Origin of the sequence: Vibrio sp. D54 (assembly GCF_021728075.1) — a bacterium.
GTDB lineage: Bacteria > Pseudomonadota > Gammaproteobacteria > Enterobacterales > Vibrionaceae > Vibrio > Vibrio alginolyticus.
In genome coordinates this window covers 389455-411633 of the sequence record NZ_JAKKCS010000002.1, presented here as the reverse complement: position 1 = coordinate 411633, position 22179 = coordinate 389455, and the positions used below count along the sequence as shown (strand labels likewise).

Here is a 22179-nt window from a genome sequence, read left to right as displayed (position 1 = left end):
GCTTCATCGCGAGTTAAAGAGGTGAGGTATTACCCATCGACCTCATGCAGAACACTATACTCAGAGTATAGAAACGAGCGTAAATATATAATATTTAAAAAGATTTTCAACGCGACACATTCACCACAGCACCTGCCGAGCGACCATCACAATCACTTCATACACACCTAAAAGCAACATTGGCCTAGTTATTATAGTTATTCAGCCTTGTATTAAGACGATTCATTAATTCGAGTAACTTATCAATAAAGGCAATTATTTTGATAAATATCACAAAAAGTCCCAAAGAAATAAAGCGAGCTAAACGCTCGCTTTATTTATGCCGCATTTTTTAAAGTTTTGTTATCACTAAAATATCGGTTGTAAACAGCACCTAAGGAGGCTGTACTTGCGAAACGATCATAGTTAAATGTTGCTTGAGCCTCTTCGGCAGAGGCGGAAAGCTTGTTGGTACCATTTACATAAATCGTCACTACCCCCTCCTTCAGTCCTGAAAGATCTAAATCAGTTGTCCATGAGTCTGAAAGCACGGTAGCCATGCCTGTGGCTTCTGCACCATCAGCGTCGACTGCTTTTATATCTATGAACTCACCATCTTCAAACCGTTCACTGCTGCCACTTACTGTCACGCTTTCCACACCAGTAACATCGTTGATAACGTCTAGGTGTATTGTCGGTGTAATTGGCATGGAGTAAGTCGTGTTCTGACTACCGGTATTCCCTGATAAGTCTTGGTAGTCACGAACAAGCAACCCCACATTGAGCTCTGACGTGCTTGGTACCACCACATCACCAGTCCAAACACTTGGGTCCGCGGTTGCCACTAATGAAGTGATCGTCGTGCCACCTAACTCCGCCGCAGCGGATTGCAGATCTTTATCGAATTCCAGCGTTACCGTCACGCTTTGGCCGATGGCTTGGTGCTCAGGCGTAAACGTCACGTTAGTCAGCATTGGCAGAGACTGCGCGAGTGTAAAGCTCTGGCTTTCACTCACTTCAATGCCCGCTGAGTTCGTCCCCGTCACCATCACGATGTAAGTGCCATTGGTTTGGTGACTCATATCCATTGCGTCACTGGTCCAAGTGCCACCGGCTTGTACCGTTGCGCTGCTGCTTTTCAATACCGTCGCGCCGCCTTGGGCTTTCACTTCAAGACGCAGGGACTGACCATCAAAACGTGTCGACGTACCTTCAAATTGTAGCGTGGCGGCATGCGCTTCATCCACATTACCCACTGGCGTAATAGCTAAGGTTGGTGTGATCGGCATGGAGTAAGCCGTGTTCTGGCTACCGGTATTCCCTGAGAAGTCTTGGTAGTCACGAACAAGCAACGCCACATTCAGCTCTGACGTGCTTGGTACCACTACATCACCAGTCCAAACACTTGGGTCCGCGGTTGCCATTAATGAGGTGATCGTCGTGCCACCTAACTCCGCCGCGGCGGATTGCAGATCTTTATCGAATTCCAGCGTCACCGTCACGCTTTGGCCGATGGCTTGGTGCTCAGGCGTAAACGTCACGTTAGTCAGTGTTGGCAGAGATTGCGCCAGTGTAAAGCTCTGGCTTTCACTCACTTCAATGCCCGCAGAGTTCGTCCCCGTCACAATCACGGTATAAGTGCCATTGGTTTGGTGACTCATATCAATTGCGTCACTGCTCCAAGTGCCACCGGCTTGTACCGTTGCGCTGCTGCTTTTCAATACCGTCGCGCTGCCTTGGGCTTTCACTTCAAGACGCAGGGACTGACCATCAAAACGTGTCGACGTACCTTCAAATTGTAGCGTGGCGGCATGCGCTTCATCCACATTACCCACTGGCGTAATAGCTAAGGTTGGTGTGATCGGCATGGAGTAAGCCGTGCTCTGACTACCGGTGTTTCCTGATAAGTCTTGGTAGTCACGAACTAGTAACGCCACATTCAGCTCTGACGAGTCTGGTACCACTACATCACCAGTCCAAACACTTGGGTTCGCGGTTGCCACTAAGGAGGTGATCGTCGTGCCACCTAGTTCCGCCGCGGCGGATTGCAGATCTTTATCGAATTCCAGCGTCACCGTCACGCTTTGGCCGATGGTTTGGTGCTCAGGCGTAAACGTCACGTTAGTCAGCGTTGGCAGAGACTGCGCGAGTGTAAAGCTCTGGCTTTCACTCACTTCAATGCCGGCTGAGTTCGTCCCCGTCACCATCACGGTATAAGTGCCATTGGTTTGGTGACTCATGTCCATTGCGTCACTGGTCCAAGTGCCACCGGCTTGTACTGTCGCGCTGCCGCTTTTTAGTACCGTCGCGCTGCCTTGAGATTTTACTTCAAGACGCAGGGACTGACCGTCAAAACGTGTCGACGTGCCTTCGAATTGTAGCGTGGCGGCATGCGTTTCATCCACACTGCCCACTGGCTTAATAGCTAAGGTTGGCGTGATCGGTAATTCGTGAGCGGTGTTATCTTCACCTATGTTGCCAGTCAAATCTTTAAACTGACTAACAACCAAGTCGACACTTAACAGCGCGGTGCTCGGAACTTGTACATCACCAACCCAGACCTTTTTATCTGCCGTGGCTGACAGAGAACTAATGCGATTGCCGCCAAGCGTAGCGGTCGCCTCTTGGAGCTCTTTATCAAACTCAAGCGATACATTCACGCTTTGACCCACACTCTGATGCTCGGGGTTAAATGTCACATTGGTTAGTTTTGGTAAGATTCCTTCAACCGCGATACTTAAGCTGCTTCCTTTTCCAGGAATTGTGTTGGTACTTTGATAGCTATTGTCTTCTACCTGAATAGTGATATTTTTATCTTGTTTTTCTGGGCTGACATAGTTAACCGTCCACGTAATATTGTCTGAAGTCGACCAAGTATCTTGTTTTAACGTTCCTGTTGCACCGCTATCACTAGCGACAAGATGGACATCTGAGATAACAAAGTTCGTAACTTCTTCTGTAAAGTTAAACGCAAGCGTAATCTCTTCGCCTCCAAAAAGAGGGGCGCTTGAGGCGGTAGAGATACTTAGCCCGGGAACGGTTGCCGCTTCCACATGCGCGTCAATAGAACTTTCACTCTTGTTATCCACCTTGTCTGTCGCTGCCACCGTGATCGTATGATCGCCTTTAGGTAACAAATAGCTTATGACATAAGGCCCCGCTTCGGTTGTCGGCTCAGTAATCGCTTGAGGAGCCACAGTGCTGCCACCACTCACCGCTTTTGACGTGACGAGATTTAAATTTTTATCTGTAATGTATGCACTAATTTCTAGTTGATACTTATCGTTTGTCGGCACCTTAGAGGTTTGATTAGCACTTAAGCCGGAAATACTTGGAGCGTCATAATCAACAATAGACTCGATAACCTTTCCATCATAACTTTTTCCTAGTAATTCAAAGCTTGTATTCTCTCTTCCAACTGAGTCCGTCACTGTCACTTTAAGGGTATATGACCCTTGGTTATCGACGGCAAAGTTCATTATTCCATTGCCACTGGATGAAACAATATCACCTGAGTAACGTAAGGAATCACCGAGGCTTGGAATAAGCTCCACAGAATATTGTGAAGCTTTCACTCTTTCTCCTTCCACCGTAGATACCGTGAACGGCTGGCTCGCCTTGGTAAAAAACAGTTTCCCCCCCTGCAAACTCGTAATCCCATCGAAATCAATCGTGACTTTAGGAACACTAATATCAATGACTTTTCTGATGTCTGAATATAGCCCAACACTATCTGTCGCTTTGATATCAACCGTGATTGAACCACGCCCCTCTAACTGAGATTTCGGTAGTTCAAAGTACGTAGATGAACCATTCCCATCCTCTACTCTTTCTTCTTGATAACTCGGGTTTAAAACCGAGTAGTTTACTTTTGCGAGGCTGCTACCAGTGTCCGTTATGTCAAAACGAAAACGAACATTATCAGGATTTGTTGGCGATTCGGTTACGATAATCTCATCGCCAACACTTGGAGGTGTGTTGTCAACTTTAATATCAACGGTCGCTTCACCGACTCTCGACCACACATCCGTTGCGGTAATAATTGTCCTGATCGTTTTTCCATCCGCATCGCTAGGAAGTTCACTCGTAAATGTTGAACACTTGTAGGTTGGGTCATCTGCACACACTTCCAATTGCGCAAACTTCTCCGGGTTATCTTTATAGTTGTAGGATTCCGTTCCAAATCTGGCCATCACATTGTCTAGTCTAGAGTTTTCATACAGCTTAATTCTGAATTTGGCGACAAGCTGCTGACCATTAATGGTTGTGTTTCCAACCGGATCAGTAATTTCAACGACTACCGAACCTTTAGGTAATTCAAGCAGTAGATCGTGCTCTGGCGTCAAGTTTCCTGCTAAATCAGATAAGTTCTTGATTTTGTATTCTTGAGTTGTACTCAGGCCATCAATAATATCGGCATAGGATTCAGAATACGTACACTTGATATTTCCAACACCTTTGGCACAAGTCGTTGGTGTATAAGCTTTGTTGCCAAGATTACGAACCAACTTTGGATATTCATCTGAACTTTCGGTATTCACGCCTGATAAAGCATCATTGAAAGAGAGCTCAAATGTGAGCATCTTCTTCTTCAAAGCTTCATCAAACCAAACATCACTTCCTTTAAAACTGTATGAGTTACCATCTACGACTGTCGGTGCATCAATATCCACCATCGAGAAATTGAACTTGTTGATCGTTTCACGCCCATTTGTACCCAAGGTTTTAGTGATCAAAGTAACAGGTGCTTTGGTCATGTTTTGCCCAACATTAACACTACAACTGTAAGGTTCTTGCGATACGTTGATAACACCAGAAGTTGGTTGCTCATTAGTTGGTGGCGCATCCAGAGAGTTGTATTCTTCACGAACCCAACACTCTAACGTTTTGGCTTTGACCGCACTCAATGTAGTAAAGGTGACATCAAGAACACCATCAGATAAGTAATTTTGGAAGTCCAGCGGGCTTTCAATTGTTAGAACCACGCCTTCACGCTGTACGCTAAAGGTTTGGTTTACTTTTCCAACCTTTCTGTCTTTTTCGTCAAGGTAACGAACTTTGTTGTAAACCTTTATATCAAGTTCATAGTTACCATCTTTGGCAATTTGTGTAGAAAGCAGCGTTGCCGTCCAAGTGCCATCTGCGGTTTCTGAAAACGTAAAGTTAGTCCCGTTTTGCTCTCCAGAAAATCTATACGTTGAGTCAATTCGATCAACGCCACTGTCATCAACAATATCAAGCGTAAGTACGATATTCCCATCTTGATAGATGGTGTTGTTTGTAATTGGCGTTCCATCCGTGTAACTCATCGCCAGCGTCACCTGCGGGATTGAGTTGTACACTTTGACGGTAAAATCTTGCTCATCACTGGTTAAGGTTGTGTTGCCACGAACATCAGACCCTTTTAAACGAACCTTGTGTGTACCCGTACCTAAATCACCAAGGCTCACTTTGAGATCTTCATTGATTTTTTTACCCGGAGAGCCAGGTAATGGTTCCAGATCGCTAAACGTCCAATACTCTAGGCTTTCTCGATTTACGCCATTAATTGAAACATCACCGTTTGCATTTAGGTCTAGCGCCGTTAGGTCAAAGACATAGTTACCTAAGTAGTAGTCATTCGCATTGAAACCACTTAAGCCTAATGTTGGCCCATCACGATCAAGAATAACCTTGTGCGTGTTAGAACTAGACTCAAAACCATAAATATCGGTTGCTTTTACATACAATGACGTTGTTTTTTCATCTTCGGAAATGTCTATTTTATCTGTGTCACTCTTGATCAGAGACATGACAAACTCTTTAGATGAATCCGTTGGCACAATTGTCTTAATTGGCGAATCTTTACCACTTTGATACAACGAGACTTGCTCAAGGTCTGAATCGTCTATTACGGATTTAAATCGCACGTTGAACTCACGCCCGATGACATAGTTCTCTTTGGACAATGTGTCTTCAACCCAAGGCGTATTTAGGATGATTTCAGGGCCTTTGTTATCGACTTGGAAGGTAAATTTCCCTGTTGTACTAACATTGGCAGGGTAAGCGTTGTCCGTCGCAGTGACGTAAAATTCATTCCATTCATCGTAATCAAATGCTTTTGAAACCAGTTGGACTTTGACGTCAGGCTGTTCACCAACTAGGTATGGTACGTCACACGCCTCTGTTAGAGGGTCACAGCTTTCTAATGTCAGAGCCTGACCAGATCCGCGGCGCAAATCTATTTTTACGTTATTGCCAGAGCTTAACGTCCCCCAATCAATGACAGGTGTCCATTGGTTATTACCACCTAAACGGCTTTGAACCTGCTCACTTTTTACAATAGGGGCTTCAGAGTCGATACGAATATTGAATCTCGGAGCGGTGCTAGTTAACTCTGAAACGGAGTTACCTAAGTTGTCCTCTGCTGCTGCAACAACTAACCAATCTCCATCACCAGGATAAATCGTAGAGCCTTGATTTGAACAAATCTCGCCCGTACATAGTTTGACTTTAAACGCGTCTTTCGAGTTACTTGCAAAGTTTTCTGGTGTGTATGTTACTTTTTCACCGGTTTGCTGGTAGAAAACAAGGCCCCTCGAGGCAAGCTTATCACCAACAATATCCTCAACCTTGAAGGTTAATTCATGAGTATTGTTCGCATTTAAATAAATACCGTTTTCTACAGGTTTACCATCGACATCATTCGGTGGAAGGTAACTGGCCTTAGGGAAGTCGTTATCAATAAACAGCGATTCTATAAACGGAGATTTACCATTGTAACCATACGCATTGCCATGTGGGTCCATAGCACTGGTCTCCACGGCAAACTCTATAATGTCTTTTAGTTCACTAGACTGGGAGTTGAGGGTGAAGAAGTACTCTTTTCGATAAGCATTGCTGCTGCCTGAGTTTTCTACGATGTTGATGTCCAGTGGTATTTCAATATTTGGCTCATTGGCTTGATACCACATCGTGCTAAACTTCGGACCGTAAGCGTCGGTTCCTACAATACCAGAAGGATCGTCTAGGACAATTTTAGAAACAACCTCGCCAGCGATATAAAGCCTATTACCAACCATCGTCTCTCTACCGCTTTCAATGGTTAATTTTGGCTGCGGAGGCAAGGTATCGATACTGCTACCCTCAGTATCAAAAATGTTCTTACCATTTAAGTCAGGATTAGCCATCGAAATATCATCAGCATAGAGCTGCGCGATATTGGTCTCAATACCGTATTTGCTCGCCATGATTTCATAATACGATTGCGCCAGGTCTTTTCGGTAAGTTTCAGCGCCAAACGTGTAAGAATCGAGCGTAACTTGACTTCCTCCGGCCCCTATACCATTTGCTTTTCCATCGTAGCTAAAATCATCGTAAATAGCAGATGCAAAATCTAATGAGTTATTTCTTGGCATTCTCTCGGCAATACTATCAATTGCTTCAACAAGGAATCGGTGTAGATAGTCATTTGATGGCTTGTCTGGAATCGCTTTAGTCGTAAGCATTTCATTGGTTGCATAAGACACAACCGTTGGGTCAAACCCAAAGAATGAGTTGTTATTCGTACCTGATAACGCGTAGCTCACCTCATCAAGAATTTGAATCGCACGTTCTGAAGTTTTCTCTCCCGCTGTCACTTGATCCCACTGGAAATCAAACAAACCAGTCTGATATGTCGATAGTTCAGTAATATAGTAAGTTTGAGAACCTTTGAGCTTAAAATACACACCAATATTGGCCTTGTTTAAGTCAACCGTTACTTTCTTGGTCCCTGGATCTCTTTTCCATTGGTAATAGTATGGCTCACTGCCTTCGATACCAATTAAACGAACACGCATGAAATCATAATTCACTACGTCAGTTGTGGTTTCACAGCTCGCTACGTCAAGGGCCATGGACTGGTCACTTTCCAGTTGCTGGATAGTGGTACAACTTGCAAGTGAAGTGAATTCACCACTTGGGCTCAACCCTTCAAGTTGAGCTCGCGCACCAATAAATGGTGTCACCACTTTTATGGTTGGTAGGTCAAAGCTACTTCTAAAATATACTTCTCTTGGAGTGCTCTCGTTATCAGACTCATCGACGGTTTGAATGACTAACTTTTGACTACTGTTTTCTGATACCGATTTAAAGCTGTCACCCAAAATATCTCTTACAAACGGAATGTAATAAATGACATCCTCAACTCGCCCATTGCTATCTAACAGCGTTTCGTGCGGAATTTTTGCGATGTAATCATCATCGGATGCGGTTGTGTCAATAACTTGCTGAAGTGAGTAGTTGTTATCGTTGTTTTGGCTTACGTAGTACTTGACGACGAGCTTAAGCTTATTAGCGTTAGAGCCTAAAACCGTATCGGTATTTACGTCTGATACTTTCACACGAACATAAGGGATTTTATTCTCTTTCAATAAATTAGCGTTGAAGTTACTAAAATCTACCCCTTTTAATGAGTTCTGAATCCCTATACTTGCGTACGCATAGTCAATCTTCAGGAAATCGCGGCTTGCTTGAACATTATCTGGGGTGTACGTATCTTGAGAGTAGATACCATCGTAAGTGGTTCGTTCACCATCTAAACCCACATTTACGTACGTCATTGACGTACCTTCAGGATAGGTTATCGTCTGTGCTGGCGCTTGATCGTCACGACTTACTGCATGCTGCGCAGAGCCCGTATTGCCTTTGCTATCCTTCGCTCGAACCTCAAAGACCGTCGTAGATAGGAATTCATCAGTTGGGTAAGCCTTACTAAACTCACAAGCATTTCCAGACTCTACAGTGACAGGAGAACATGTGACGCCCTCATGTAAGCCATCTTTAAATGAAATACTGACCGAACTAATCTCTTGCGAGCTTTCTTTTACAACCCCTTTCAGAACGTATTCTTTAAGTTGGTTATTAATTGCACTCGCCGATGTAATATCGATAACAGGCGCATCGTTATCCCATTCAAAGTTGATATGAAGACCCGAATGGCTGCCTGGAATTAACTCATTACCCAGTACATCCGCTGTATACAAGACTAACCGTGCTGCTGTTACGTTTGAGATCCCTGTGGCAGGGTTCATATCTACACTATCGATCTCTTTAGTATTAATGTTAACTTTAACGTTGGTCTCTCGAAGGCCAACTTCAAAATCATCAAATTCAACCGAACAGAATGTGCTTCCAAAATCTTGTATGTCGTTACATTGAAATTCACCAGACCAAGAGCCATTAATCTGATATTGAATAAAAGCGGATACGTCTTCTACACCGATATCATCAACAATTTTTAGATCAACTTTATCGGTGCCAGCAAGTACATCACGGTCAATGCGTGTCACGATAGGCGCTGTGGTATCAATCTCCGTCCCATCTCGCGGTGGAATGACGCCATCTGTACTGCCATATGTACCTAAATCATTAAGCTTCTTACTAAAGTCGACATAGTCGGAAGCATCAGTACCTGAAATATTGATACTTGGGTCGTTTACCACGATCAAAACGTGCTGAGATAAGTCACGTGTGTAAACGTCGCTGTTTATCTTTTTCTGTCCAAAGCTGAGGGGAGTCACTGCTCCTGAAGTCTTGCTCACTTCAAGACCATCAAGAACACCATCTGCAATAACATCCCGATATTGGATGTCAGCGAAGTGCATCGAAGTGTAGACGTTATCGCTGTTGCCGTATTTTTTTATAAGATCGTAAGAGTAAGACGAGTATGCTGTTAATAAAGCGCCGTATTGATGCCCTGTACTAGCAAAACTGCTTTGCCCACCTTTGGTTATATCAATAGGTTTGGTCTCATTTACGTCAAACCCATACATGCTATTGATACTATCCAAAGCGGTTGAAAAGGCACTCTTATCTGTGGCCCCCTGAGAAATTTTGTACTTTGCCAAGCCTGCTGCCAAGTTCGACAGCGGAGTAAGCATTAACTTTTGCTCACTCCCCTCTTTAAAGTTCACAACACCTTCAAATTTAAGTGTCTTCGCATTACTCACAGATACCGTTTCATTTGTAAACGGATCGGTATAACTCCCCTCTTTTGCAACAACAAAAAGAGGCATTGACGAAGATTCAAACTCTAGCAGATAGTTTCCGAAGGCATCAGACGTTGTGTTAGCCAACTTCCGACCTAAGTTTCCATTTTTGAACTCGAAAACCTCAATCTTGGCGCCATTGACTGGGGCGTCAAACACCATACCGGAAATGCTTCCTTTGCTTCTAGCTGGCGGTGTGTTGTCTCCTCCATCACCACCACCACATGCACTCAATAAAAGAGATGTAAGCGTAAGACCTAATGTTAATTTCAGCGTATTTTTAGCGAACATAGTAATTTGGCAAAATATATTTTCCCGAGATTATATTATTGAAAAATATTTTCTCAACGTGACATTAACACCAACAAAATAGGCATAAACACCAAGCCAACCGTCACTTTGACTGAATTATTAAAATTATTTTTACATCCTATAATTATTAACTTAGTTAAAACAGAGGAATTACTCATGCTTTAATGCTAGTTTTTATTTAAAATATTATACTCTACGCACAACTGTCAGTATTGATAAACCAACAAAACTAATGACTATTTTAATAATAAAAAGGAGTGTGCAAGCTCCTACCGTAGCCCTTATCACTACTGCGTTAATCATATTGATTAGCGTATCGCTTTCTCACTACTTCCTCACTCCTGTAGATAGGCTACCTACCATCAAGCCTTTAGAATTCGAAAGTGAGAATGTGCAGCCACCAATTAATAAGAATACTCGTAGGCAAAAAATCACTATCGGTGTTGTTGAATACTCTTTTGTCGCTTCATTATTAAAATCAGGAGTGAGTCAAAAAGAGATCAACTTGCTATTAGCACTTATCAAAAGCAAGTTTAATATTATTGACTCTATTAAAAGAGGTGATAACTTTATCTTAAGAACTAAATTAAATAGTAAAAATGAAACTTACATTAGTTCTTTTTACTATTTAGGCAGTAAAACTGATTTATTTATTATCAATGATGGTCACGGTAACGTATTTGATGAGCATGGTGTGTCGATAAATAATCAGTTCATGTTTTCTTCACCCTTTGATAAAAACTACAGAGTGAGCTCTGACTATGACTTAAAGCGAACACATCCAGTGACCAATATAACGACTCCGCACTTAGGCACTGATTATGCCACACCTGTAGGTACACCGATTCGTAGTATTGCTGATGGCATCGTTTTAAAGTCCCGCTACAACCGTTTTGCCGGCAACTACATTAATATCCGCCACACAAATGGCGCTGTATCACGCTACCTACACTTATCTCAGCGCAACGTCCATGTTGGTGAGAAGATTAGCCGAGGACAAGTGATAGGGAAAACGGGTAACACAGGAAGAACAACAGGGCCGCATTTACATCTTGAACTGCACATCAATGGTGTTCCGGTTGATTACGAGCGATACATTCAAAGGCACCCAAACACTGACGTAAATATAGAAATGCTGATTGCAGCGAGAAAAGAAAAAGCAGAGTTAACAGCGGAATGGCAACGGTATAAGTAGTCAAACAGGTAACAACAGCCACTTCGATTCGTGTATTCTTCCTACTGCCATTTATCCGCAACTACAGTAGGCCATAACTTTGCTCTAAATCACATAAAACCTTTTCAAATAAGCGACTTTTACTGAAATTACATGTGGTCAATAAAAAATGATAATTTATCGATTTTACTGAAATAACCCAAGCATGTTCATACGCATGATGTTTTCTTGGATTTCTGAATCGTGCAAGTTACAGGTTGAGCACTTCTCTTTGCCTTCAATTTTGTATTTCAGACAGCACGTTTCTCGTCTCACGTAGAGCTTTTGAAAACCATTAAAGGTCACCTTTTTTACCGTGTTTAACTCACCGCCTTTTGGTGTTACCGCGTTAAATAGGTTTTGCTGCCACTTTGATGCCGCTTGCACGTCTAGATCTAACCTGTCATTGGCTAATGGTTGATGCGCAAGTTTAGAAAACGCCAAATCACACGCGTACAAGGCATTCCCCCAAAACACTTTCGGGCTAACTTTCTGCTTTTTGTACAGCGGCACCAATGGCTCAGAGAGCGTCGTAATGACTTGCGCAAGTTTCTCATCTAAAGCCAGTTCTGACTCCACTTGCATCGCGTTTTCGTTACCAGCCTCAAGAGCAAAGAAAGGCGTTGCACTCAACACTTCAATGCTTGCGATACGATGGTCTTCACCAATGGTCAGATACAGATCATCGAGTGTTAACTGCAACACGCGATCAAACACCACACGGTGACCGACCAGCGACGTCAGCAAAATCGCGTTGAACACTTTCTGCCAGATAGGCACGGCAAAAGGCAGCTTTGCCTCAATAGAGTTTGCGTAATCTTGCACAACAGCAGGAAACTCACGCTCAAACCATTCACTGGCTTTAGTGCCTGTCGGCTGTTCAGCAAAACGTAAGCGGAAGAAAGGTTCGTGTCGATTCAAGATGGCTTGCTGCTCGCTGACACTCAGCGCTTTAACATTCTCAGGCAAAGACACTAAAGTACGAAACTGATTAAACAGGCTTTCCATTAACGCACTTCCTCACGAACATAAGCTTTTGGTAAACAGTAAACGTAGCCATCAATGACTTCCATTTTTCCTTCCACTTTAAACACCGATTCAAGGGTCGATTCAGTGAGCACATCCAAAGGCGCTCCCTGTTTTAAGATCTGACCTTTTTTCATTAGTACCAGTTCATCGCAGAACTGCGCAGCTTGGCTCAGTTCATGCAGAACATAAACGATGGTTAAGTTGCGTTCCTTGTTCAACTTATCGAGCACTTCGAGTAGCTCGAGTTGGTGACCTAAATCGAGATAACTGGTTGGTTCATCCAGCAATAACCACTGAGCTTCTTGCGCCAAACACATCGCCAGCCAAACGCGCTGACGCTCACCACCCGACAACGTACTCACTACACGCTTTTCGTAACCAGCCAACCCGACAGAAGCAAGCGATTCAGTAATCACTTCTTGGTCACGCTCACTGTTGCCCTGATACCACTTGCGATGAGCAACACGACCAAGCGCAACAAGCTGCTCAACCAAGACACCTTCTGGTGCCGTAGGATGTTGAGGCAGAATCGCAATGTGTTTAGCGAGATCTTTAAGCTTCCATTGGTTAAGCGCTTTACCTTTAAAAGTCACGTCGCCTTTTTTCGCTTTTATTGCACCGGTTAAGGTCTTCATCAGCGTACTTTTACCGCACCCATTTGGGCCAATGAACGCCGTCACCTTACCTTCTTGAAGACGGATGTTCACATCGTTCAAGATCATCGTATCGTTGTAGCCTGAGGTGAGCGATTGCCCTTCAAGCCCTTTTGAAGATAGGGTCATTATGAGTGTTTCCTTAACAAGAAGAGGAAAAATGGCACACCAAGCAGTGCGGTAATCACGCCCGCTGGGATTTCGGTTGGGAACAGTAAGTGTTTGGCTAAAACATCTGAAAGAGCGAGGAAGCCAGCGCCGAAAATCAAAGTCGTGAACATGGTTCGCAAAGGATCATTCGCACTGAGCAAACGTGCAATGTGCGGAATCACCAATCCCACAAAACCAATCGGCCCAACGGCTGAGACAGCAGGCGCAGTAATAAATACCGTGCCTAATAAAATCCCCAAACGCAGCAAAGCACCGTTAATACCAATACCACGCAAAATCGCATCATCGTAGCGTACCCATTTCAATGGCAAATACACCAAAACAATGAACGCTAAACAGGCCAAGAACCAAGGCAGAAGATAACTTACTTGCTCCCAACCTCGGCCATACATACCACCCGCCATCCATTGCAATGCGATGTCGGTTTTACCCTGACCAATAGTGAAGATCAGCGCCGAACTCAATGCGCCAAGAATCGCCGTGATCGCCACACCTGTGAGTAGAGTGAGACTTGTATTTCCGATTCGGCTAACGATCAAAACAGGAATCGCGCTGAGCAAACCACCCGCCATTGAAAACAGCAGCAACGCGCTTTCTGTGGTGATATTCCAATTAAACCAAGCGGGCAACAAAATCGCACAAACAGCACCAAGAGAAGCACCAGCGTTCACCCCTAAAATACCGCTGTCTGCCAACGGGTTTTTGAGGGTGGTTTGCAGCAATAAGCCTGATACTGCCAGCATCATACCCGCCATAATCGCCAGCAAAAATCTTGGTAACGTTAGCGACCAAAATGGGTGGTAAGTACCGCGAGTAATAAACAGTTCACCTGCTTGTCTAAGCTCTGGGTTAGAAGCGATAAACAGTGCAGGAGCGAACACCAACAAAGCCAAGCAAGGGAATAAGAAACGCGTTTTCATTATTTCCCTCTCAGCTTACGAACAATCAACATAAGAAACCAAGGCGCACCTAAAGTCGCGGTAATGACGCCAATCGGAATTTCCAACGGCATAAGCAGGGTTCGAGAAAGGAGATCTGCTGCGGTAACGAGTGCCGCGCCAATCAAAGCTGCGCCGCCAAGTCCCAACCCCATCATGCGAGCGAGATGAGGGGCAACAAGGCCAACAAAACCGACAGGACCAAATGCACCAACCGCAACCGCAGTAAGCACGACAGAGACAAAACCAAACGCCAATCTATAACGGTTGATCGCGATACCTAAACCACGAGCAACCGTGTCATCCAGCAGTAAGTAACCACGCTGTCGATGCGTCACCGCAAGCAATATAAACGCAGGAATGACGGTATAAACAAGCGGCGTAAACACCGACCAATTCGCGCCTGCGTTACTGCCCGTTAACCAGAAAAACAGTGACTCACTGTCTACGCGATCCGACAGAAGAATGTAGGTCACCGCTGCTTGGCAAAACGCACTCACGGAAATGCCAGCTAACGCCAAACGCGCTGGTGTGACGCCCTGTTTCCAACTAATGGATAAGGTAATGGCACCGCCAAGCAAACCACCTACAATCCCCCAAAACAAAGTTGGCAATGGCAGCAAGAACATGGTCGCCGTCAACACGCTAAGCGCTGCGCCAGACATCACACCAGTCAGATTTGGAGATGCCAATGGGTTGCGAACGATGTCTTGCATGAGTGAGCCGGATACCGCCAACGCCGCCCCACCAAAGAGTGCGATTAAGGTGCGAGGTAAACGTAGTTCCCAAAACACTAAAGATGCTTGGCTGCTTGAATCAGAAATCAAAAACGCCATGATCTGCTGGGCATCAAAATGGTAAATGCCACTCGACAAAGACACATAAACCACCGCTAGTAACAAAACCGTCGCCAAACTGCGAACCATCACCGCACTTGGTTTGGTTATCCTAAGAGCATGAGCCATTGATCACCTCATAAACTCGCTCAACAGAAGGCGCAGGGAAAAGATCGGGATACACTTTGTGGGCGATATCCATCGCGACCCAAATTCGTGAAAGTGGCCCTTCTGGCTCTCGCCATGCCATATCAACCAAGTAAACTCGATTGTTCTTCACCGCTTTTAAGCTCTGCCAAATTTTCGATTCGGTAAATTGTGGCTCGGCGTTCTGGTACATAAAAATCACATCGGGATCGAGTTTTACCAACCACTCAAGACCCACTTGCCCAGAAAAAGGCGTTTTCGTCGCGTACGGCGAGTCACCATTCGCACTTCGGATATTCAATTTTTCCATAAGAGCAACGGACATAAAATGTGAGTAGTATGCTCGAGGAGTGACGCCTGCGCTTGTCAGAAATAGACCAGAAAGCTGTCTTTTACCAAGCTTTGATTGCATTTCATCAAGAAAAGTCTGAAAACACATATTTAGTGCATTGCCCTGCTCTTCTCGCCCCATTGCCATGCTTGCACGCTCTACCGCAGAAAAACTGTCTTCTAAAGTAATCAAATCAAAACCGAGAGGCGGTGCGATTTCGACGAAGCGCTGATAGTAAGGCTCTAACATTCGCCCCAAACCAACAACCAAATCTGGCTTCGCATCGTACAAAGCTTCAAAGCTGGTTCTTGAACGATTACCAAGACTTGGCACGTCATTTAAAGCAGAAAGATAAGGAGGAAATCCACCAGGATAATCGGATACACCAACAGGCTTCTCACCCATTGCTATTACTAGCTCTGCACCAAAAGTAGACACGCTTGCAACACGCGGGAAATGGGTCACATTCGACGTCGAAATAGTATGGTCTAGATCATCGACAACTGATGCGTTTAATCCACTTGCATAAGCAAGCTGAATAGACAGCATTTGGCTAATTATTGAAATGATAACGACTGCTGTAAAATTGCCCATTAAATTACAAATGATAATTATTGATATTTACATTACTTCTTTGCGTGCTAGACTACCACGTAATTACAAAGTGCTCAATAATCGCTAGCTAAATCAATTTATTAACAAGTTTATAAAAGACAACTTTTAGTTGCAGGAAGTTATGAAACTCAAACTATCTAAGCTAAATATTGCAGTGGTAAGTGCAATTACTCTTTCACCTTTCGGCGTTTCAGCGGAAAGTAACGACCAAGTCCAAGCAATGGAAACAATGGTTGTTACCGCAAGCCGTTCTCAACAGCTGCTTAACGACGTTCCTCGCTCTGTGACCGTTATCGATCAAAAACAACTTCAATCTCAGTTAAACCAAAGCCGCAGCATCAACGATGTGCTTTCAACGTTGGTTCCGGGTATGGGAACTTCTGTTCACGGTAACCTGAGCAGCAAAGGTCAAAACCAAATCCGTGGCCGTCGTGTTCTGCTACTGATTGACGGCGTTGCACAAAACAACAGCTTCCTAGACTTCGGCCAAGAGTTGTCGGCCATTGATCCGCAAAACGTAGAGCGTATCGAAGTTATCCGTGGTGGTTCTGCGGTATACGGCCTTGGCGCACAGGGCGGTATCATCAACGTGATCACCAAAATGCCAGAAGAAGGCGCGGTAGAATACCGCACTAAAGTTGGCACAAGCTTCCAAGAGTTTGGTAGCGATGCGTTCACTTGGAACGTATACCAAGAAGCGACAGGCGGGGATGAGAAAGATCAATGGCGTTTAGGTTTGGGTTACGAGCAACGTGGCGGCAGCTACGATGCTAACGGTGACCGCCTACCTTCGGTAAACAACGAAGATGACATGGACAACCTAAACGTAAACGGCGTTTGGAACCGTAACATCGACGAAGATCGCTCACTGACTTTGACTGTTGGCGTTCGTAACATTACTGACAACGACGGTTGGTGTGCAGCGAATGGCGATGCAGCTAACGGCAAACCTGCAGAAGCGGTTCACTGTGGCCCTGGTTACAACAACGGCGTTGCAGGCAAAGATGGCGCGAAACCAAACGATGTGACACGTACGTTCGCTAACTACCAAGCACGTTACCAAGATCTGGGCTTTGGCTTAGGTATGCTAGATGTAACGGGTTACTGGATGGCTCAGGACACTGAGACGTTCACGCTTGCGATGAAAGACAAGAACCCAAATTCTCCAACCTTTGGTCAAACGCTATACGGCCACAACGAGACAGATTTTGATCGTTTCGGCGTGAAAGCCGACATCTCTAGCCAAATTGATTGGGCATTCGTGACTTGGGGTATGGACGTTGAACAACAGTCGTTCAAACAACCAAACAGCGTCGGTTTCTACAACAACACACCGGATGTAGAGCAGTTTGCTATCGCACCATTCGCACAGTTCATTACTGATGTAAGCGATAACACGGTTCTTTCTTACGGTATCCGTTACGAGTACGTTCGCCTAAGCGTGGATGATTTCACGGTAGGTAACACGCACAACAACGCAGGTGACCAAGTTCAAGGCGGTGATCCGTACTTTGACGAGTTCCTATTCAACATTGGTGTGACACACGATCTGACCGACAACCACCAGCTGTTTGCGTCTTTCGCGCAAGGTATGTCAACGAACGAAGCACTACGTGACATTCGTTCTGGTAACAGCTCGACCGTTGAAGGTGCTATTAAGCCAATTACTACAGACAACTACGAAGTGGGTGTGCGCGGCTTCCTTGGTGAAGCGGACTACTCTCTTGCAGCGTTCTACAGCGAATCTGACCTAGGTTCGACACTGAACGTAAACGAAGCCGGCGATGCGCTAGAAAGTACTCGTGCACCAGAAAAAGTTTGGGGTGCGGAAGCAACGCTTGGTTACAGCATTCTTGCTAACCTTCGTACAGACAGCACAATCTCTTGGCAAGAAGGTGAGCGTAAACTTAACGAAGACAGCGGCTGGGAACCACTAGACGGCACGCGTATCGCACCATTGAAAGTAACGTCTGTTATCAGTTACGACGCTTACGAATTCGGTCGCTACAACATGACGCTGGTTTACTCAGGCAACCGTGATAAAGAAGATGAAATCACTTCTGGCGCGAAATACGTAGTAGACAGCTACTTCGTTGCAAACGCTGGTGTGGACTACGATCTTCCGTTCGGTACGTTAAGCTTCGCTGTTGAAAACCTATTCAACGAAGACTACATGACGGCGTACGCGCAATCAGAGCGTAACAACTCACGTTACTACAACGCACCGGGTCGTCGCTTCCACTTGAACTACGAAGTGAAATACTAAACTTAAAACACAGAAAATGCGCTTAATCAGATTAAGCGCATGTCTTTCACTTCTACTGTTATATTCGTGATTTATTACCTTAAAATTCAAATTAGTGCCGGGTACTAGCTTTGTTTCCTAAATCAGGCAACTAAATCTTCAACCCATGAGCTGAGCAGCTAAGTTCACTCATATACTTAGGCTAATAGCCAGCCTCGCTACAGAACAACCAATTGGAAACACAACAACCAAGCTTTAATCACCCGCTGTTAACGGACATTTTTAATTAAGAGACTGTTCAGCTATGGAAGCAAATCAAGCAAGGGAACCAACCTGGAAGACCTCGCCTATTTAATGACTTAGCGATTACGATGGCTCCTATGGTTAAGCATGTATTTTCATTGCCGCTTAGTTAAGTTTGAGAAATTACAATGCTCAAGTTGGAAAAACCTACGCCATGATAGAAGTGTTAAACAAACTCACTTAGCTAGGTATTTCATCCTAAAGCAGATATAAAATAGCCCCTTCAAAAATGTCATAAACTTAAAAAGCAATAGACTTACGAAGAGGCAATATCAAATTATGGTTGCACCAAATATCAATATATGGTTGCTTTTACACTTGTTACATTCAGTCGATTTACTCTTTACCGAACACGTTGTTCTCTTGTTCTTGAACGCGGATGAATGTAGTACGCTTGGTTAGCTCTTTAAGCTTTGCTGCACCCACGTATGTACATGTTGAGCGAACGCCGCCAAGGATGTCTTGAATAGTGCCGTGAACGCTACCACGGTATGGCAATAATACGGTTTTACCTTCAGCCGCACGGTAGCCAGCGACACCACCTGAGTGCTTATCCATCGCGCTCTTCGACGACATGCCATAGAATTTCATGAACTTCTCGCCGTCTTTCTCGATCACTTCGCCGCCTGACTCTTCGTGACCCGCTAGCATCCCGCCTAGCATTACGAAATCCGCGCCACCACCGAATGCTTTCGCTACGTCACCCGCACAAGAACAACCACCGTCACCGACGATCATGCCACCAAGGCCGTGCGCTGCATCACCACACTCGATGATTGCAGAAAGCTGCGGGTAACCAACACCCGTTTTTACACGAGTTGTACATACAGAGCCTGGGCCGATACCCACTTTAACGATGTCTGCACCAGCTAGGATTAGCTCTTCACACATATCACCAGTAACCACGTTGCCTGCAGAAATGACCTTGTCTGGGAACTCAGCTCGCACGCGTTCAACATACTCGACCAAATGCTCTGAGTAACCATTAGCAATGTCGATACAAATGAAAATAAATTCATCTGAAAGTGCCATGATGTCTTTGGTTTTTTGGAAGTCTGCGTCAGATGTCCCAGTAGACACCATAACGTTATTCATGGTTACTTTATCTGCTGATTTAGCAAACTCAGCCCAATCTTCTACCGTGTAATGTTTGTGAACAGCGGTCATTACACCATGCTCAGCCAGCGCTTTAGCCATTGCAAAGCTACCAACCGAATCCATGTTTGCTGCGATTACTGGCACACCAGACCATTGACGACCACTATGCTTGAATGTAAAATCGCGGGTTAAATTTACTTGAGAACGGCTCTTAAGGGTAGAACGTTTCGGGCGAAACAGTACATCTTTAAAACCTAACTTAAGTTCTTGTTCGATACGCATTGTGTAATTCCTTGATTCATATGTATATGTGTCATTCCAGAGTGCGTAGTGATTTCGTTGGCAGACGAGTTCACTGTTCTTCGGACACAAAAAAACCGGAGCGTTGGCAGACGCTCCGGTTTTCAGCATTATAGGCTGTGATTTATTTCCTACAAGTCTGATATTTGAATTTTTTTTGTGATACCATCTTGAAAATCGCATATCAAAAACGCTCCCCAAGTCACCAAAACCTCTTATTATTTATAACTATCAACAACTTGAGAAAGTACTTGAGTTAACCTATTGCGCAAACCTTTGCGTCATATCTTAAAAATTAAAACGCATCACCTCTCAAACCTGCCTAAAACTCAATCACCTAATACTAAGATGCCCTGCTAATTCGTAAAAAAGTACTCAAAAAAATCGACCAATTTTCTCAGCAATGCATGAAATCTAATTAATTTCGATAGAGCTCTTGGGTGATAGCGGTACGAAGAGTGCTAACGACATCACTTGCCAAAAGACCAATTTGACCATTCTGACTCACGTTTATATCAGCAGCATGACTGTGAAGTACCACACCTAAACGTGCGGCAACAGAAATTGGTAAACCTTTGGCTAGTAATGCACCAATGACTCCAGATAACACATCTCCCATTCCCCCCGTCGCCATTCCGGCGTTACCCGCTAGACAGACGTACATTCTCGTTCCATCGTAAATAAGCGTCCCCGCGCCTTTTAAAACCACTACACCGCCATAACGCTCTTGCAGTTGTCTTGCAGCAGAGTATCGGTCACTTTCTATTTGTTGAATGGTTACATTTAGTAGTCGAGCTGCCTCTCCAGGATGCGGCGTGATCACTCGATGGTTGTCGCACACCAGAGTGCCATCGCATCGCTGACTCAGCATCGCTAGAATATTGAGGCCATCAGCATCAACAACTTTAGGTTTCTGCTCTTGAGCCAGATATTGATAGGCTTGATAAGCCCACTCATCATCTCCAAAGCCAGGACCAAACACTAATACGTCAGCCCAGCGAATGCGTTTAGTTAAGTCGTTCTCAGTATCCCTGAGTAAGTCAGCGGTGATGCTCTGGCTCATTACTTCTGGGCAACCAACCTGCAGTGGAATAAGGCTACTCGTGTGAGTAATTGCGGCAGTTAAACCCGCTCCGGCTCTAATCGCAGCGGAGGAACATAAACGAATCGCTCCAGACATCCCTTGATTGCCACCAACACAAAGCAACTTCCCGTTGTCACCTTTATGGACCGTTGGATTTGGCTTGGGCATTAATCTTGAAACAACCTGATGATCAATACCTAATGCACTTTCTACTTCGATAGTATCAAACTTAGTATTGACGCCTAAACCACAAAAGTAGAGCTCGCCAACTCGATCTCTCGCTTGTCCAGTGCATAAGCCTTGTTTAACCCCAATGAAGGTTACAGTATGCTCGGCACGAATAGCATCACCTAAAACTGCACCTGTATTAGCACACAGACCAGAAGGAACGTCGACTGCAATCACAGGGGTATGAATTTGATTAATTTGGTCAATATAGCGACGATACTCCGAACGAACCTCACCGCTTAAACCAGTGCCTAACATGGCATCGATGATCACATCTGCTTCTAGCAATGCGGTATTCCATTCATCCCAATCATTGTTAACACCGTCGATTGACTGCCAGTCTTGGTATGCGCGCAAAGCATCACCTTTTAGCACAGATACATCACCAATTTGGAAAACATGTACATTGAGTTGAGCTTGTTTCGCAAGAGATGCAAATACGTAACCATCGCCACCGTTATTCCCTTTACCGCAAATCACTAAGATATTTTTTGATTTAGGATACAGATGTAAAAAGCGCTCATACACGGCCATACCAGCGCGTTGCATTAAGCTATACATAGAAACACCAGCCATTTGCGCAGCCAGCGTTTCACCGTTTTTTACTTGCTCTGCGGTATAGAGTTTTAGGGCGAGATTAAAGTCCATATTCACGTTCTACGCATTGGGAAACACAATTATAAGTAT

10 protein-coding genes and 1 pseudogene are annotated in these 22179 nt (G+C 44.6%); 3 read left to right on the top strand and 8 right to left on the bottom strand.

The window, feature by feature from the left end; genetic code table 11:
- Positions 1-317: 317 nt before the first annotated feature.
- Positions 318-10280 carry a tandem large repeat gene (locus L3V37_RS04465; RefSeq protein WP_237305899.1) on the bottom strand — a complete coding sequence of 3321 codons (9963 nt, stop codon included), beginning with the start codon at positions 10278-10280 and terminating at the stop codon, positions 318-320.
- A gap of 253 nt (positions 10281-10533) precedes the next feature.
- Here L3V37_RS04465 and L3V37_RS04460 point away from each other — a divergent pair, with 253 nt between their 5' ends.
- A complete protein-coding gene (locus L3V37_RS04460; protein ID WP_130546352.1) occupies positions 10534-11496 on the top strand; it encodes a peptidoglycan DD-metalloendopeptidase family protein in 963 nt (320 codons plus the stop codon).
- A 165-nt stretch (positions 11497-11661) separates the two neighbouring features.
- On the opposite strand, the gene L3V37_RS04455 is transcribed toward L3V37_RS04460, so the two are convergent.
- From L3V37_RS04455 to L3V37_RS04435, 5 genes are read right to left on the bottom strand one after another with little or no spacing between them, the layout of a single operon-like run.
- A complete protein-coding gene (locus tag L3V37_RS04455; RefSeq protein ID WP_237305898.1) occupies positions 11662-12522 on the bottom strand; it encodes a (2Fe-2S)-binding protein in 861 nt (286 codons plus the stop codon).
- On the bottom strand, positions 12522-13325 hold the full coding sequence (locus tag L3V37_RS04450) for an ABC transporter ATP-binding protein (protein ID WP_009705685.1): 804 nt from the start codon (positions 13323-13325) through the stop codon (positions 12522-12524). The genes L3V37_RS04455 and L3V37_RS04450 overlap by 1 nt, the downstream gene beginning before the upstream one ends.
- A complete protein-coding gene (locus tag L3V37_RS04445; protein ID WP_012127577.1) occupies positions 13325-14287 on the bottom strand; it encodes an iron ABC transporter permease in 963 nt (320 codons plus the stop codon). The genes L3V37_RS04450 and L3V37_RS04445 overlap by 1 nt, the downstream gene beginning before the upstream one ends.
- The gene (locus L3V37_RS04440; RefSeq protein ID WP_237305897.1) at positions 14287-15270 is read right to left on the bottom strand and encodes an iron ABC transporter permease; all 984 of its coding nucleotides are present in this window, start codon (positions 15268-15270) and stop codon (positions 14287-14289) included. Before L3V37_RS04440 ends, L3V37_RS04445 begins: the two co-directional genes overlap by 1 nt.
- A complete protein-coding gene (locus tag L3V37_RS04435; protein ID WP_237305896.1) occupies positions 15254-16213 on the bottom strand; it encodes an ABC transporter substrate-binding protein in 960 nt (319 codons plus the stop codon). The genes L3V37_RS04440 and L3V37_RS04435 overlap by 17 nt, the downstream gene beginning before the upstream one ends.
- A gap of 142 nt (positions 16214-16355) precedes the next feature.
- Here L3V37_RS04435 and L3V37_RS04430 point away from each other — a divergent pair, with 142 nt between their 5' ends.
- Both L3V37_RS04430 and L3V37_RS04425 read left to right on the top strand, forming a co-directional pair.
- Positions 16356-18500, top strand: coding sequence for a TonB-dependent receptor (locus L3V37_RS04430; protein ID WP_237305895.1), 2145 nt, complete (start codon positions 16356-16358; stop codon positions 18498-18500).
- A gap of 237 nt (positions 18501-18737) precedes the next feature.
- A pseudogene (locus tag L3V37_RS04425) lies at positions 18738-18889 on the top strand (transposase); the annotation flags it as partial.
- Positions 18890-19118: 229 nt separating this feature from the next.
- Here L3V37_RS04425 and L3V37_RS04420 read toward each other — a convergent pair.
- A complete protein-coding gene (locus L3V37_RS04420; RefSeq protein WP_005373458.1) occupies positions 19119-20162 on the bottom strand; it encodes a GMP reductase in 1044 nt (347 codons plus the stop codon).
- 436 nt (positions 20163-20598) lie between these two features.
- Positions 20599-22140, bottom strand: a complete 1542-nt coding sequence (locus L3V37_RS04415) for a bifunctional ADP-dependent NAD(P)H-hydrate dehydratase/NAD(P)H-hydrate epimerase (protein WP_005387691.1) — start codon at positions 22138-22140, stop codon at positions 20599-20601.
- Between the last annotated feature and the right edge of the window lie 39 nt (positions 22141-22179).